General features: G+C 56.9%; 9 protein-coding genes. All 9 read right to left on the bottom strand.

Going from position 1 to position 15,101, the window contains the following annotated elements:
- Nucleotides 1-134: 134 nt before the first annotated feature.
- Nucleotides 135-1,790, bottom strand: a complete 1,656-nt coding sequence (locus IPM39_00560; GenBank protein MBK8984567.1) for an MFS transporter — start codon at nt 1,788-1,790, stop codon at nt 135-137.
- Between the two features lie 9 nt (nt 1,791-1,799).
- Nucleotides 1,800-3,449, bottom strand: coding sequence for an AbgT family transporter (locus IPM39_00555; GenBank protein MBK8984566.1), 1,650 nt, complete (start codon nt 3,447-3,449; stop codon nt 1,800-1,802).
- A 249-nt stretch (nt 3,450-3,698) separates the two neighbouring features.
- A complete protein-coding gene (locus IPM39_00550; protein MBK8984565.1) occupies nt 3,699-4,346 on the bottom strand; it encodes a DUF1269 domain-containing protein in 648 nt (215 codons plus the stop codon).
- A gap of 79 nt (nt 4,347-4,425) precedes the next feature.
- Complete coding sequence (locus IPM39_00545) at nt 4,426-6,528, bottom strand: META domain-containing protein (protein MBK8984564.1); 2,103 nt, start codon at nt 6,526-6,528, stop codon at nt 4,426-4,428.
- A gap of 213 nt (nt 6,529-6,741) precedes the next feature.
- On the bottom strand, nt 6,742-8,127 hold the full coding sequence (locus IPM39_00540; protein MBK8984563.1) for a dipeptidase: 1,386 nt from the start codon (nt 8,125-8,127) through the stop codon (nt 6,742-6,744).
- 321 nt (nt 8,128-8,448) lie between these two features.
- The gene (locus tag IPM39_00535; protein MBK8984562.1) at nt 8,449-9,678 is read right to left on the bottom strand and encodes a class I SAM-dependent RNA methyltransferase; all 1,230 of its coding nucleotides are present in this window, start codon (nt 9,676-9,678) and stop codon (nt 8,449-8,451) included.
- Between the two features lie 109 nt (nt 9,679-9,787).
- A complete protein-coding gene (locus IPM39_00530) occupies nt 9,788-10,408 on the bottom strand; it encodes a CPBP family intramembrane metalloprotease (protein MBK8984561.1) in 621 nt (206 codons plus the stop codon).
- 199 nt (nt 10,409-10,607) lie between these two features.
- Nucleotides 10,608-10,856 carry a hypothetical protein gene (locus tag IPM39_00525; protein ID MBK8984560.1) on the bottom strand — a complete coding sequence of 83 codons (249 nt, stop codon included), beginning with the start codon at nt 10,854-10,856 and terminating at the stop codon, nt 10,608-10,610.
- 207 nt (nt 10,857-11,063) lie between these two features.
- Entirely contained in the window at nt 11,064-15,035 is a 3,972-nt protein-coding gene (locus IPM39_00520) for a GAF domain-containing protein (GenBank protein MBK8984559.1), read from the bottom strand.
- Nucleotides 15,036-15,101: the final 66 nt, after the last annotated feature.

Here is a 15,101-nt window from a genome sequence, read left to right as displayed (position 1 = left end):
TGATGATCACGAGTTCTCGTTCATCAATCACTCAGGACAAACTAAAAAAATAGGTCTGCGAGCAAACATTCTTACCGGCTGCGCAAGCAAAAAACCAGGCCAGTCTCCCAGTCTCCCAGTCCGGCGCACGGCCGTTACCTCTTCTTCCCCCGCCGTTTCCGCCCGGCTGCCTCGCCGCTGGGCACTTCACCAGGGGCGTAATGGGGCAGCCCGCGCGCCGGAACCAAAGCCAGCAGCGAAATACCAGCCAGGATCAGGAAAGAAGCCTTTAGCGCCCGTAACCGTGCCTCTTCATTGATGCGCACCGCCTCGGCCACCTGCTCCGGCGCGGCGCTGGTTTCTCCCAGCACCGTTTCCAACTGGTCGTTGGTGACAAAGTTGACGTTGTCCAGGTCCACCTGCACCTTCAGGGAAGTCGGAATGTTCGATTGGGCCAGACTGCTCATGATCATGGCGCTCAGCAGTCCGACGGCGACCACGCCGGCGAAGGCAGTACCCAACGCCGTAGACAGGTTATTGGCAACGCCGCGCAGCGCGCCAACGTCGCCGGCCAACTCTTTGGGCGAAGCCGACACCATGACGTTGAACAACAAGGTCAGCAGGGAACCTTCGCCAATGCCGACCATAATCAGACTGAGGATGACGATGGGCGTGTTCCATTCATTGCGGATGGTATACGCCAACATTGTCAAACCCGTGGCGACAATGACAAAGCCCATGGTGGCGATCTGGCGCGGCGTCAGGCGGTCGAACAGACGCACGATGAGCATGGCCGAGCCGGCAATGGCCAGGGTGTAGGGGATGACGGTAACGGCCGTTTGCAGCGACGTCCGGTTCTGCACAATCTGAATGTACAAGGGAATCAAAAAGTTAACCGCCGGCCCCAACGCCCCAATGACCAACAAGGCCATGATGTTAGACCGTTCCTCCGGCGATTCCAACACTTCCAACGCCAGCAGGGGCGTCTGTTCTTTGACCACACGCTGGTGCGACCAGGCAAAAAAGCCCTGGCCGAGTACCACACCCACAATTACCATAAACGGCGCCGGCGACAGCCCCAAGAGGGCAAAGGGCGCGGCCGTTTTCGCCATGATGATCCCCCAGGTGTTCAAGTTGTTGAACCCCAACGAAATCAACATAATCGCCAAAGCCGCCAAAACGGCGCCAACCGCATCAATCTTCACCCCAGACTGCCGGGGAATGGGCTTCAACCGGAAGCTAAAGATAAACACAATGATCGAGAGGACGCTTAAGAGGCCAAATGAGAAACGCCAACTTAAGAGCGTGCCCAACAAACCGGCAATGAAAAAAGCCAACGCGCCAGAGATAGCCGGCGTGCCCGCCAGAATACCCAACGCCTGCGCCTGCTGTTTGTCTCTATAGTTGGCGGCAATCAACACCACCAGTGTGGGAACCAGGGCCGCTGCCGCCAACCCGGCCAGCGCCTGTGCCAGATTCATCGTCGCCGCATTGGGACTGAGGGCCATGATAGCCATGGCCGCGCCATGCGCCAGCGCCGTCACCTGGAAAACCAGCCGGTCGCCAAATATCTTGCCCAACTTCGCGCCCACCAGCACAAAAGCGGCCACAAACAGCGAGTAAAAAACCAGCGCTGTGCCCACACTTGTGGCCGACGTCTCCAACTCTTCCACAATGGGACCAATAGACACCGGCAAGGCGTTCACATTGAAAGCCATCTGAATTTGCGCCAGAAGGATAACCACCAACGGCAGCCAGGAAGTGTATTGTCCTATATTGTCGTTGGCGGTTGTGGTAGATTTTTGTGTCATAGCATTACTTTAGAAACTTACCGGATAGCCAGGTCCCAGCGGAATCCCCAACACAAACCATACCACGAAAAGGAGAATCCAGACAATGGAGATAACCAATGTGTAGGGCAGCATCAAAGCGATGACCGTGCCGATACCCGCATCTTTTTGATACCGCTGCACGATGGTCAGGACAAAGGGCAAATAGACCATCAACGGCGTGATGACGTTGGTCGGCGAATCGCCCAGACGGTAAGCGGCCAATACCGTTTGCGGTGCAATTCCTAGCCGCAAGAAGACCGGGATAAAAATAGGCGCGAAGATGGCCCATTTGGGTATCACGTTAGGGATGATGAAGTTGAGGAGCATGATCACCAGAATAAAGCCGATGAGCAGCGGCAGCGCGCCAATATTGGCTTGTTCCAGGGCGTCGGCCATCCAGATGGCGACAACCTGGGGCATATTACTGAAATTAAAAAAGGCGATGAACTGGCTGATCATCAACAGCATGAAAATAAGACCAGATAGGCTGGCATAGGTCTTGGTGACCCCTTTGATCACATCGGCGCTGCTGGTGATCGTTTTGGCCCCCAGGCCGTAACCAATGCCGGCGAAAAGAAACATCAGCGTAATGATGAAGATCAGGCTGGTCATAAAGGGCGTATTGCCGATAACCGCGCCGTCAACCGGGTCGCGCAGTGGCCCCCATGAGGGCAGCGTCAGCAGCAGGACGACGGCGAGGATGGCTAAAAAAGCATACAGCGCGTAGCGTAAGCCATGCGCTTCGGCGGCTGCGGTGGCCTCATCTTGCACTTCTTCAATCGGCGTTGTATCTGTCGCCTGATAAACACCCAGACGTGGCTCAACAATCCGGGTAGTCACCAGAGCGACGGCAATGCTCAGCAGGATTGTGGAGACGGCCCCGAAATAGAAGTTAGCCACAATCGTGATTGGTTGACCACCGGCCAGGAGAATGGCTTCGTTGGTGATCTCCGTCAGCATCGCGTCAACCGGCGCGATGAGAATATTGACGGCAAAGATGGCGCTAACCCCACCAAACGCGGCGGCTATACCGGCCAGCGGGTGGCGGCCGACGCTGAGAAAAGCGATAGCGCCCAGGGGGATAAGAATGAGATAACCGGCGTCGGTGGCGACACTGGACAAGACGCCGACAAGGATTAGGATGAAAGTGAGCAGCTGGCGCGGCGTCACCTTGACTATTTTGCGGATCAACGCGCCCATTAACCCGGCTTCTTCGGCCACGCCCACGCCGACCATCGCCACTAAAATGACGGCGACAACGCTAAAACTGGCAAAGTTAGACACGAAGGAGGTGAAAATGAAGCGGATCCCATCAACTGACAAGAGGCTGCGTATCGCAATGGTTTGCTGTTTGATCTCGAATTCAGCGCCGTATTCGTCGGCCGGTGTTGGCAGGCTTGGTTCGGTGGAGTCCAGATAATATACGTCTTCGGGCTGCGCCAAAACCGGCACAGCGATTTCTTCGGTGACGCTGACGTTTAGCAGATAAAGGACGTGGGACAAGACCATCACGATGATGATCAGATATAAAAACATCAGTACCGGGTGGGGGACTTTGTTGCCCACCTTTTCGATGCCGTCCAACAATTTCTGGGCCAGGCCTGGCTTGGCGTCTGCGGCTGCATTCTCTTTGCTCATTTTTCCTCCATTTTCCTTACCAAATTCGGCAATTTCACTCTTGCCATCTTGTGATATTCATTCCAAGGTGGAACTGCCACACCTGCCCGCTGCTGCTTTCTCTGGCGCGGCCAGGGATCGCAAACGAAATAACCTGCGGAACTACCGTGGACAGTCACCTGCCGTGCCTTCGGTGACATGGTCAGGCGACCGGCCTTTCGGGACTGAGATGCGGTCGCGGCGAGTATCCGTCATGCCGCTGGGCGCGGTTTACTCTTGTTCGTCCGCCTGTTCCTCGCCCGATTCCTCAAACGTGAACTGCGCGTCGCCAATGAAAACGCCCTCGTCATCAACCAGCAGGCCGCTAATTTGCGCGCCCTCGGGTGTTTCGGCCAGACGGGCGACACCGCCGGCCCCGGCAGTGTACAGCACGCTGCCGCCAGCGTTCAACTGCTCGGCAATGTCCGCCTTCAGCGCGTCTTGAACGATGCGCGCGCCTTCGGCGGCCATGGCTTCTTCCAGGGCCGCGACCCAGGTGTGTTCGATGATAGCGACGATGGCTGAACTGTTTGGCGTGAGGGCGGAGCCGATGTCTTGCATCTCTGCTTTTAAGGGCGCGCCGCGCATCTTGCCCATGAGGGCGCCAACGGCCCCGGTTCCCAGGGCTGTCCAGCCCACTGGCCCGGCCAACAGGCCCAAAACGCCGCCGATCACGCCGCCGGTGATGAAGCCTTTGGTGCTGCGCCGCTTGGAGTCGGTAATTTTGAGTTTGCCTTCGGCGTCTTTGACGACAACGGCCGCATCAATAATGCCGACCAACCCCAATACCTTGCCCAATTTGATGTCGGCCATCAGGTGGCCGGCCTGTTCTGGGTCGTTAAACGCGGCGACGATTACTTGTACGGGAACGTCATTCATGATTTTCTCCTTGTTTAAGAACGGACTTGGTTGGTTGGTTGGATTTGGCTGCCAACCAACCAACCAACCAACTTTGTTTTTAGGGTAACCGGTTGGCGAGCACGGCCGTTTGATTGCCGGCCGAGCGCAGTTCCAGTCTGCTGCCATCAATGAGGAAAGTTGTCACAGAAGGCAGGGCGCTGTTCAGGAAGTCTACTTCTTGTTCCATCACGCCGGCCGGTTCGGCGCATAACAACTGGGAGGAGCTGGGTTGGCCGATGGTCAGGTTGACGCCGTTTACCTGATAGTTTGTAAAATAGGTGTTGCAACCGCTGCTGCCAGTCAGACGGCCGTCGGCGCCAAATTCTAATGTGATGCGCGAGTTGGCGATTAAGGAGACCAGACCACCACGGCCGTTATTGAAATTGACCACTTCCCAACGGGTTCCAGTTAGTGGGTTGGGTGTTACCGAGCCGGTGACATTGACAGTTACCTGGCGGAAGATGATAGTCCCATCGCGCTGCAAGACACGCATCTCGTAAGTTGTGGTGATGGTTGGGCAAACTTGTTCGCTGCCCTGGCCGGTACGCGGGAAGTTTTCAAACCGCTCGCCCAGCGGGTAGACCCAAACGGCCTGTATATTTTGTACAGTCCAGCGGAGGGTGGTGCATTCGCCCTGGGCAATGTTGGTGCGGTCGGCCCCAAACGAGATTTCGGGGATGGGCGTGGCGGTTGGCGGCGGCGGTGGGGTGGGCGTTGCCGCGGCCGTGGGCACAATGATGACCGGTGGCGCAACCTCGATCACGGGGACGTTGTCTGTGTTGTTGACGATGACAAAGTCGGCCGATATCCAGCCGACGCCGCCCGGCGCGGAGGGCACAGAAGCAGCCCACCAACGGCCGTCGGCGCTGCGGCCAACAATCTCACCCTCGTCGTTGTAACGCGCAAAGCCGACGACCGGGAAGTTGACGCCGGGGCCAGAACGGATGTTGAGACCCTGTGGCGAGGTGACGCGCCCGCTGGCGGTAGCCGGGGCCGGGTCGGGCAGTTCCACGATTTGTTTACGGGTCATGACAACGGCCGTCTGGTCGGCTGCCGAGCGCATTTCCAGCAGGTTGCCTTGAATGCTGTAGGTCGCGGCGCTCTCCAGAGCGGCCAGGAATTCTTGCTCCTGGTCCATGATGCCGGGTGGTTCCGGGCAGAAGCGGCGCGATGAACCGGCCGGGCCGATTTCAATGCGCCCATCGGCGGCGGCAAAGCTGGTGAAGTATTGGTTGCAGCCAGCGCTGCCGGTCAGGTCGCCTTCTAGACCAAAATTGGCAGAGATTTCCGTGCCCAGAATCAGGCTGACGACGGCTTCACGGCCGTTATTGTAAGAGACTACTTCCCAGGCAGTATCGGCCAGATCGCTTGAGTTAACGACAAACATCGCCAAGACCTGATCACCGGCTTGCAGCGACAGGTCGGCGTCGGTCATGGTGAAGCTGGTCGTGGCCGCCAGCGCAGCGCTGAACGCTGTCGCCTGAGCCATGATCGGTTCCGGGCAGGCCATCAGGGTGGACGCCCCCGCCTGATTGATGGTGAGATTGCCGCCATCCTGGGTGTAGGTGGTGGAGAACTGGTTGCAGCCGTCTGTGCCAGACAATGTGCCGTCGGCGCCGAATTGGAGGGTAACGGCCGTGTCGGTGATTGCCGGAGCGCCGTTGAGCGAACTGAGGGTCCAACTCGTACCGGCCAGGTCGCTGCTGGCTTCCGGCGCGGCCTCGGTGTTGTCTGTAGATGGCGTGCCCGCGACAAAGGTCGCCAGGACCTGTTCGCCGTTGAGCAAACTCAGTTGGCTGCCAACGGCCGTGAAGTTGGTGGTCGCGGCCAGCGCGGCCATATACGCCGCCGCCTGGGTCATTGCCGGTTCAGGGCAAAGCATCATGGTGGACGCCGACGGTTGATTGATGGTGAGGTTGGCGCTGTCTTGGGTGAAGGTGGTGCTGAAACGGTTGCAGCCATCTGAACCGGACACAGCACCGTCGGCGCCAAATTGCAGGGTAACGGCCGTGTCCGCCAGCGGCAAATTGCCATTTAGTGAACTGAGCACCCAATTGGTACCGGCCAGATTGATGCTCGCCTCTGGCTCTGTGGCCCGCTGACAGGCGGCCAACAGAAACAAAGCAATGGAAAGTAAAATGATTCTTGCGGTGATTTTCATATAAGTGGTTCCTTTCTTCATGGAATTGGTTGGTTGGGTAGGTTGGCTGCATGTAAGTCAACCCAACCCAATCCAACCGGGTTAATTTTGGTTCTTTAGGATTTTACGGAGTAGACACCAGATGTAGAGGGCGATCCTTGTGGTCGCCCTCTACTGGGCGGGTACAAGACCCGCCCCTACATTTAGCGATACCCCACGAGATCCAAAAGACCTTTAATCTAACTGCGCCAATTCTTCCAAATACACAATGGCCGTCTCAACGCCGCGATGGAACATTTCGATGCTAAAGCGCTCGTTGGGCGAGTGCAGGCCGTCGTCGTCCAGGCCATAGCCCATCAGCACCACCGGGATTCCCATCAGGTCGGCAATTTCGGCGACGACGGGGATACTGCCACCGCCGCGGGTGAACAGGGGCGTGGCCCCCCACCCTTTTTCATAGGCGCGGGAAGCCGCCACCATTTCTGGGATGTCGAAGGGGAACAGCGCCGCCTTACCGGTGGTGACTAGTCTGACTTCTACCTGGACGGTGGGCGGGGCGATGGACTCGATGTAGCTTTTGATTTGCGCAAAGATTTTGTGCGGGTCCTGGTTGCCGACCAATCGAGAGCTGATCTTGGCCCCCGCTTTGGCGGGGACGATGGTTTTGGGGCCTGGGCCGGCCCAACCGCTCCATAGGCCGTTGATGTCCAGCGTGGGGCGGGCGGAGATGCGTTCGCGGATGGTGTAGTTGGCGTCGCCCCAGACGGCCGTTACCCCGGTAGACTGCTTATATTGTTCTTCGCTCAGGTCGGTCTTGGCGATCATCGCCCGTTCTTCGGCCGTCAGCGGGACCACGTCATCGTAAAAGCCAGGTACGGCGATAGTGTTGTCTGGGTTGTAGAGTTTGCCCAAAATTTCCACCAGCGCCAGGGCCGGGTTGTGGACCGCGCCGCCCCACAAGCCGCTGTGCAAATCATCCGATGGCCCCTGGACTTCGATTTCGACGTAGGTCATGCCGCGCAGACTGTGCAAAATGGCCGGTTCTTCGATTGAGCGCATCGAAGTATCGCTGATGATGCACACATCGGCCAGCAGCATGTCCAGATGATCTTTGATGAAGGGGACCAGGTTGGGCGAGGCGACTTCTTCTTCACCTTCGATAAGAAATTTGACGTTAACCGGGGCGTGTCCGGCCGTTTTCAGGTAAGACTCCAGCGCTTTGACATGGATAAACAACTGCCCTTTGTCGTCGGTTGCGCCACGGGCGTAGATTTTGCCGTCTTTTTCCACTGGTTCAAAGGGGGGCGTTTCCCAACCGTCGGCCATATCGGCTGGGACCACATCGTAATGGCCGTAGACAAGGACTGTGGGCTTGTCTGGTCCGGCTCCCAGCCATTCGCCATAGGCGACGGGGTAGCCTTCTGTTTCCATTACGGCGACGTTGTCCAGGCCGAGGCCGCGCATGTGGTCGGCCAGCCAATTGGCGGCGCGGCGTACGTCGCCGGCATGGGCCGGATCGGTGCTAATGCTGGGGATGCGCAGCAGATCGTGAAGCTCTTGCCGAAATTTTTCGGCGTTGGCGCGTGAGTATTGGCGCGCAGAACTGCTTGAATGAGTCATGACAGATTTCCTCCATTTTGTAATCGCTTATGCCGCCCATAAAAGGCATAGGTCAATAAATCGTGAAAGGCTCTCCCCTGGTTTTATGATGGCGATTAAGGGTAAATTAAAGGCGCAAGTTTTGTCAACTTATCCGATTTTAACAAGCAAATGCAGCGTGTCAAATGATGTTACAAGAACGTAAAATCTTTGCAGTACCTGGACGACCGAAAACGGCCGTTCCCCAACTATGGCCCATCCTCTTGCGCCAGCCAGCGAATGGACATGTCTCCCATCCGCTCCTCCCAGCTTGCGCTCAGACTGCCGCGCACGCAGATGCGGTTAATGGGCATACTGCCACAGCGACACGGTGTCCAGGTGGTAGGTTTGGGGGGCGGTGTCTATGGGCTGCACGGCCGTTAAGCGATAACCAGCTTGGGTGAGATATTTGCCGTCACGGGACAGGGTGGCAATATCGCTGCTGACATAAATGAGACGAGACGGCCGCTGCTGAATGATCACGTTGACCGCATCCTTGGACAACCCTCGGGCTGGTGGATGGACCAGCAGCACGTCGGGTTTGGGTATCTGGGGCAGAACAGCCTCAAACCAGCCTTCGTACAGCGAGACGTTGTCGGTATGCGCCAGGTTGATGACGGTATCGGCAATGGCGTCGGGGTTGATTTCAACGGCCGTCACGATGCCAGCCTGTTCAGACAAAGCCGCGCTAAAAATGCCCCCGCCGCTGTAACCGTCAATCACGCTTTCACGGCCGGTTAGCGCAGCATAACGCAAAATGGTCTCGATGGTTACGGCCAGCATCGCCGGGCTGGGCGCAAAATAGCAGCCAGGGGAGACACGAAAATCACGCCCGCCCACCGATTGCAAGGTGTAATTGTCGCCGACCAGGGTGGCGGCCGTCCTATCCGGCAAGACAATGGCCACCGACACGGGAAAATCGGTTTCCAATTCTGGCGGTTCAACGTCATCAACTTCCAGGGCGGCCAACAACGCCTCGTCGTCGCCGATGCGCAGTGTCAGTTTACGCAGGCCGGGCAGTTCCAGGTCTATATCTTGCCACAAAGCCAGCAGGTCGGGGTGAATGATCGGGCAGTCGGTGATGGCGATGACTTGCTGCTGCTGTGGCGACCAGTAGCCAAGAGTGTCATCGGCGGTAGGCGTCAGCTCGGTTTCGGCGCGGTAGCCCCACGGGCTGGGGTGTGGCAGGGTGGAGGAGATGGAAACGGCCGTGATCCCCCCAATCCGCTGCAACTGGTCAATCACAATTTGCTGTTTCGCCGCCAACTGCGCCGCATAGGCCATGTGCTGAAAATGGCAGCCGCCGCAAACGCCAAAATGGGGGCAGCGTGGCGTTACCCGGTCCGGCGAGGGCGTCAGCACAGACAAGAGTTCGGCGCGAGCAAAGTGCGCTTTTTCTTCGATGATGCGCGCTTCTACGGTTTCGCCGGGGATGGTGAACGGGATAAAAACGGGCCGGTCGTTGGCGTCGCGGGCGATGCCGCCGCCGCCATTGGCAATGGACAGGGGGTGAAGCGTCAGAGTATTGGTCATAGGGTTGATAGTTGACAGGGATAAACTGACAGGGTGGCAAGATGACCGGGTGGCAAGGTGAAAAATGTCAGTTTACAGCTGTTATCAGGTTGGTTGGTAGCGCGTCGTTTTAGAAACGACCTAAAGCAATAAGCATCGTAAATGAGGTGATAAACCAATGGATAAGCCAGGGATAAAGGAACGAATTAGTTTGCCAGGCAATGAAACCAAAGCCAATACCGCCGAAAATGGTGGTCAGGGTTTCGATTTCCGGTTTGCCCAGGTGCATAAAGGCAAAAGGGACTGCCTGGATGAGGATGGCCGGGCCAGGGCCTAAAATTTTCGCCAGACCAAAGAGCATAAAACCACGCCAGATAAACTCCCAGGCAAACAATTCCACACCGTTAAGCCAGAGAAGGCGTGTTACTTCTTGTGGCGCACGCGCCTGATAATACGCCTGCATGGATGGCGTGCGGGCCACAAACCATAACACCAGAGCCATCACCAGGCACACGCCGACCGTCCAGGCCAGACCGACGCGCCAGGCGCCCAGCCGAAAGCCATAGCCGCTGGCCGGTTCGCGGAACAACAGCAGAATGACCAGCATGGGTAAGATAAAGTACAGGATGAAACGGTCGTAGGCTTTGGCGCTGGTAAATCTGTGGCCGTAATAGTCCAGCATGGGGATGACGGTACTGAAGATGATGAGAAAAGTCAGTTTCAGGTCAAATTCAACGCCGCCAATGGTCATGGTGCGTTTCCTCACGGTGTCCAGACAGTCCTGACAGGTCTTTTCCCGATGATGTCCATTACAACCTCTCAAGCCAAAGGGTGTGTTTCATTCCAAATGTCGCAAAATGCAGCCACAACCGGGTGATTATAACAAAAAACGTGCCCAGTCGTTAGACCGGGCACGTTTTAATCCGCGTGGTAAAAATCAGCAAAACCGTTTAGACAGCCTCACCAAGTTCAACCATATCTCGCAAAATACGTTCAATCGCCATGGTGTGGCTGCATACATGCCGCGAGGCAAAAAAATCGCAGTCGCAACTCCACACGCCCTCATCATATTCAACCACATGGGGGGATGTGTTGTTATCGCCCTGGATGGTAACGCGCAGATATTGAAAATCAATTCGCTCGCGTTCTTCGGCATAAATCTTCGATTTTTCGATTTTACTGATCATCCCATAGTCCATAATTCTTTACTCCTCTCTGCAAATTAGGAACTGCCCCGGAAAACAAAAACGCACGCGAAATGGCGTGCGTCAACGTGAATCAGGTTATGTGTTTTTCTACGCTTGTGACGGAATTTTCCCTCATGGGTTAAAGTATAACCAACATCAGGGGTGTGTCAATGTACAAAACCTACGACTCCCTGACGATGTTTACGGCCGTCGCCCGATTTATTCGATTTGCGGAATTGCAAAAGTAAACGTCGTGCCCTGTCCCAACGCGCTTTCCACCCAAATCCGGCCACCATGCAGCTCCACAATCCCTTTGGTGATGGATAGACCCAGCCCTGTGCCGGTGGCTTTGCGAATGTTGGGATCATCGGCGCGGAAAAACTTGGTGAAAAGCCGCTGTTGGTCTTCAGCCGAAATGCCGTAACCAGTATCCTTAACGGCGCAAACCACCACCGGCGTCGGCCGCTCTTTTTCGCCTATGCGCATTGCATCTGCCCTTAAATTGACATAAACATTGGTGTTGGGCGGCGAGTATTTGCTGGCATTGCTGATGAGGTTGGTCAGCACCTGCACCAGCCGCTCTTTGTCGGCCATAACCAGGGGCAAGTCTGGCGGCAGGTCCAGGTGCAGTTCGATGCCTTTGGCGTCGCAGGGGCCGCGCACGGTCTGCAAAGTCTCGCTGACGATGTTGGTGAAAGCGGTCGGGGCTGGGTCTATGTGCAGTTGGCCGGTTTCGATGCGGGAAATGTCGGTGAGGTCCTGAATTTGCTGGCTCATACGGCGAATGTTAGCGGCGATGGTCTCCAGGAAGCCGCGCTGCTGGCTGGTCAGGTCGCCGGTCATGCCGGAAAGCAGTAAATCGGTGTAACCGCGCATGGAAGTCATCGGGGTTTTTAGTTCATGGGAAACCATCGAGACAAATTCCGATTTGGCTTGGTTGGCTTCTTTGACCTGCTGGTAGAGCAGGGCGTTGGCGATGGCGACGGCCGCGTGGTTGGTCATGCGCACGGCCGTTTCCATGTGCCCATTGTGGAACATATTCATCTGGTCGCTTTCAATGGCGGCCACGCCTATCAGCTTTTGCTTATGGATGATGGGCAAGGTCATTTGCGACAGCGTTTCATAGGACTTAATTTTGTAATGCGGCTCGGCATGGACATTGCCGGTTACGTGCGGTTCTCCCGTCGCCAGGACCCGACTCATCAAACCATCGTCAGCGAAAACGCCGTTGATCGGTTCAATTGAAAAGCTCTGGTCATAGCCATGTTGGGCTTGCAGATATGGCTTGCCCTGTTCGTCGGCCAAAACAATCACTCCAGATGCGCCATCGCTCACCCGCAGCGTCCAGTCCAACGTTAGACTGAGGACGTTTTCCAGGTCTAGCGTGGTGGTGAGGTCGCGGTCTAGCTGCTGCAACATGAACAATTCGCTGACGCGCTCCTGCAAAGCCTGGTCGGTTTGTTCCATTAAGCGGGCGTTTTCCAGGGCGACCACGGCCTGCCCGGCAAAAGCGGCCAGCAGTGTTTCATCTTCTTCACTGAAGGGGGCGCCGTTTTTCTTGTTGATGACCTGGACCACCCCCAGCACAGCATTGCTCCGCAGCAGGGGGACAGTCAGAATGGATTCGCTGACAAAATCGGCATTGGGGTTCATGTCGCCAAACCAGCGTTTGTCGTCGCGGACGCGGTTTTGGCGCACGGGGCGGCCGGTCTGAACGGCCGTGCCCGCCAATCCACTGCCAATAGGTAAACGTTTGCCCAGCAGATCGCCGCTGGCCGGGCCGCGCACCACGCGAAATTCTAACTCGCCGGTGTCTTCCACCGTCATCATAAAAGCCCCGGCTTCGGTTTCCAGCAGTTCCATGGCTTTGTCCATGATCAGGTTGAGCAGCGGTTCTAGCTCCAGGGTGGCGGCCAGAGACAGAGTGACTTCGTTGATAATTTCTAGTTGTTGGGCGCGGTCGGCCAGTTCTTGCCGGGTTTGCAGGCGGTCCAGGGCAACGGCCGTGCGGTCGGCGAACACATTGAACAACTGTTTCTGGCGTGGGCGGATGTGTGTCTCATCGGCGAAAAAGGTGTAGAGCGCGCCCAACGTTTCGGCGCCGGCGTTCAGCGGCGAAATCCACCAGACACGGCCGTTTTCATCCACCATATCGGCCATTTGCCCAGTCTGCAACACCTGAAGGATGGCCGGATCGTCTACCCCGACATGCCGCCCTTCACGCTCCGGCAGACGTTCCCCCTGTTCCACCACAAACGCGGCGTAAAGCTGCCGGGTGGCCGGGTTTTGCAGGGCGATGAAAAAATTATCCAGTCCCAACAGCCGTTGATAATTGGTAAACACCAGTTCCAACAAAACATCCGGGTCAATGGTGAAGTTGAGCGCCTGCGAAAACTGGCTCAGTTGGTCCAATTCGGCGATGCGGGCTTCCAGGCGGCGCATCACGTTGGCCCGTTCCAGGCCAATCAGGGATTGGTCGGCCATTGTGCTGAGGAAGTTCAACTCGCTTTGTGAGTAAGGCTGCCCATTTTGTTTGGCCGGCAAGGCCAGCCAACCTAACAGCTCCTGACCATTATTCATCGGCACGATGATGGCGGCCTGTTGCAGGCGAACAGCTTCGGGATATTGGCGCAGTTCCGGCGGCCAGGCGCGTTCGACGGTTAAGTCCAGTACCTCGGAGGTATGCTGCATGTAAACGACCAGCGGCGAATCGGTGGCGACCATGGCGTTTTCGGTGTCGGGGTAGCTGCAATAGCCACCCAGGTTGTCGTCGGGCAGAAAAAGTTGGGGATTGCTGACGGGGATGCCCGTTTGGGTGTATTCCACCAAGATTTTGGCGACCTGATCGGCGTTGACGGCCGTTGTCAGCCGTCGGTTATACTGCCGCAGCAGTTCGTTTAGTTCCACCGGTTTTTGAAACAGCAGCCGGTCTAATCCTTTTTGCAGCCAGGTCCGCAGTGGATCATAAATGGCAAAGATAGCCAGCATAAAGATGGCGACCACCCAAGGATTGCTCAGGGTGATGTGGATGCCCACGCCAACTGCCAGCCCGCTGATAATCAGCAAAACCGCCCCCACCACAATGATCGCCAGCAGCAGGTACGTCAGGCCGCGGCGTACGACGCGGTTTACGTCCAACAGCCGGAAGCGAACAATGGTGTAGGCGATAGCTAACGGAAAGAGCACCACCGGCGGCAGAAAAACAGAAGGATTAAACCGCTGCCAGCCCTGCCTGGTAGCCAGCCACACCAGCGTCACCAGAATGGGCATCAGGCCTAAAACTGCGCCCAATAAGATGATACGCGCCTGCTGCCGCACCAGGGCCGAAGGAGAAGCGGCGCTGCGATAGAGCATGAAACCCAATGTCACCAGCGCCGCGAAGATATTCCAGTAATAGGCATAGCGCCAGGGCAGGGCATGGGCCCAAACATCCGGGCCGTTGAACAACCAGACCTGCCCCCACAGCGCCAGGGCTACGCCGGGCAACACCGCGGCCCATTTGAGCCAGGGAAATCGGGAAACCAGGCTGGCTTCGTGGGGAAATACAAAGGCCAGCAGCATGGTAAAGCTGCCGACAATCGCCAGGGCCAACGTCCAGACACGGATAAAGACCTGGGTGGTTATCTGGTCGAACAATGCGCCCATGATAACGGCCGTACACACCGCAAACAGGGCAAAAATTTGGGCCGCCTCGGCGTCTGGCCGGGCCATAAACGTCAGCCCGCCAATGAGAAAAATGACCACTCCCAACAGGTAAAACAGCCAGAACTGGTTCCACAAAATGGTCTCGTCTAAGGTAGACAAAACCAGGTTGACGGCGCGTTCGGTTTCGTCAGTTGTGCGGGTGGTGATGACGGCGTCCGGTGGCGGCTGATCGAAGAGAAAAGTGACCACATCGCCGGGCTGAAGGCTGGCAAGATAGGCGTGGAGTTCCTGGGGGGTGGCGAAGGGACGGCCGTTTACGGCCGTAACCCTGTCTGGATAGGCAATCGGCGGCTGCACCGGCTCTGTTGGCGCATACTGCGCCGATGATTTGTTCACGACCAGATTGGGATCAAAAAACAGTCCCGGGTAAGGCGCCTGGATCCAACGCAGCGCCAATACCGGCAGCGCCACAAACATAACGCCGCTGGCAATCAGGATGATGGTTATCACAACCATCCGTATCTGGTTCACGCGCTGCTGTTTCACACAATTTTCCCCGAAGCGGCTTAACTGATACTGAATACGGTTTACGGTGCTAGACCTGCCAGGCGT

Source organism: Candidatus Leptovillus gracilis (assembly GCA_016716065.1).
In the GTDB taxonomy this organism is placed as follows: Bacteria; Chloroflexota; Anaerolineae; order Promineifilales; family Promineifilaceae; genus Leptovillus; species Leptovillus gracilis.
This window is presented reverse-complemented; position numbering and strand designations above follow the sequence as displayed.

What these genes read in the sequence shown, in the direction of transcription:
- IPM39_00560 (MBK8984567.1), bottom strand. Translation starts at nt 1,790, where the DNA reads ATGACACAAAAATCTACCACAACCGCCAACGACAATATAGGACAATAC.
- IPM39_00555 (MBK8984566.1), bottom strand. Translation starts at nt 3,449, where the DNA reads ATGAGCAAAGAGAATGCAGCCGCAGACGCCAAGCCAGGCCTGGCCCAG.
- IPM39_00550 (MBK8984565.1), bottom strand. Translation starts at nt 4,346, where the DNA reads ATGAATGACGTTCCCGTACAAGTAATCGTCGCCGCGTTTAACGACCCA.
- IPM39_00545 (MBK8984564.1), bottom strand. Translation starts at nt 6,528, where the DNA reads ATGAAAATCACCGCAAGAATCATTTTACTTTCCATTGCTTTGTTTCTG.
- IPM39_00540 (MBK8984563.1), bottom strand. Translation starts at nt 8,127, where the DNA reads ATGACTCATTCAAGCAGTTCTGCGCGCCAATACTCACGCGCCAACGCC.
- IPM39_00535 (MBK8984562.1), bottom strand. Translation starts at nt 9,678, where the DNA reads ATGACCAATACTCTGACGCTTCACCCCCTGTCCATTGCCAATGGCGGC.
- IPM39_00530 (MBK8984561.1), bottom strand. Translation starts at nt 10,408, where the DNA reads ATGACCATTGGCGGCGTTGAATTTGACCTGAAACTGACTTTTCTCATC.
- IPM39_00525 (MBK8984560.1), bottom strand. Translation starts at nt 10,856, where the DNA reads ATGGACTATGGGATGATCAGTAAAATCGAAAAATCGAAGATTTATGCC.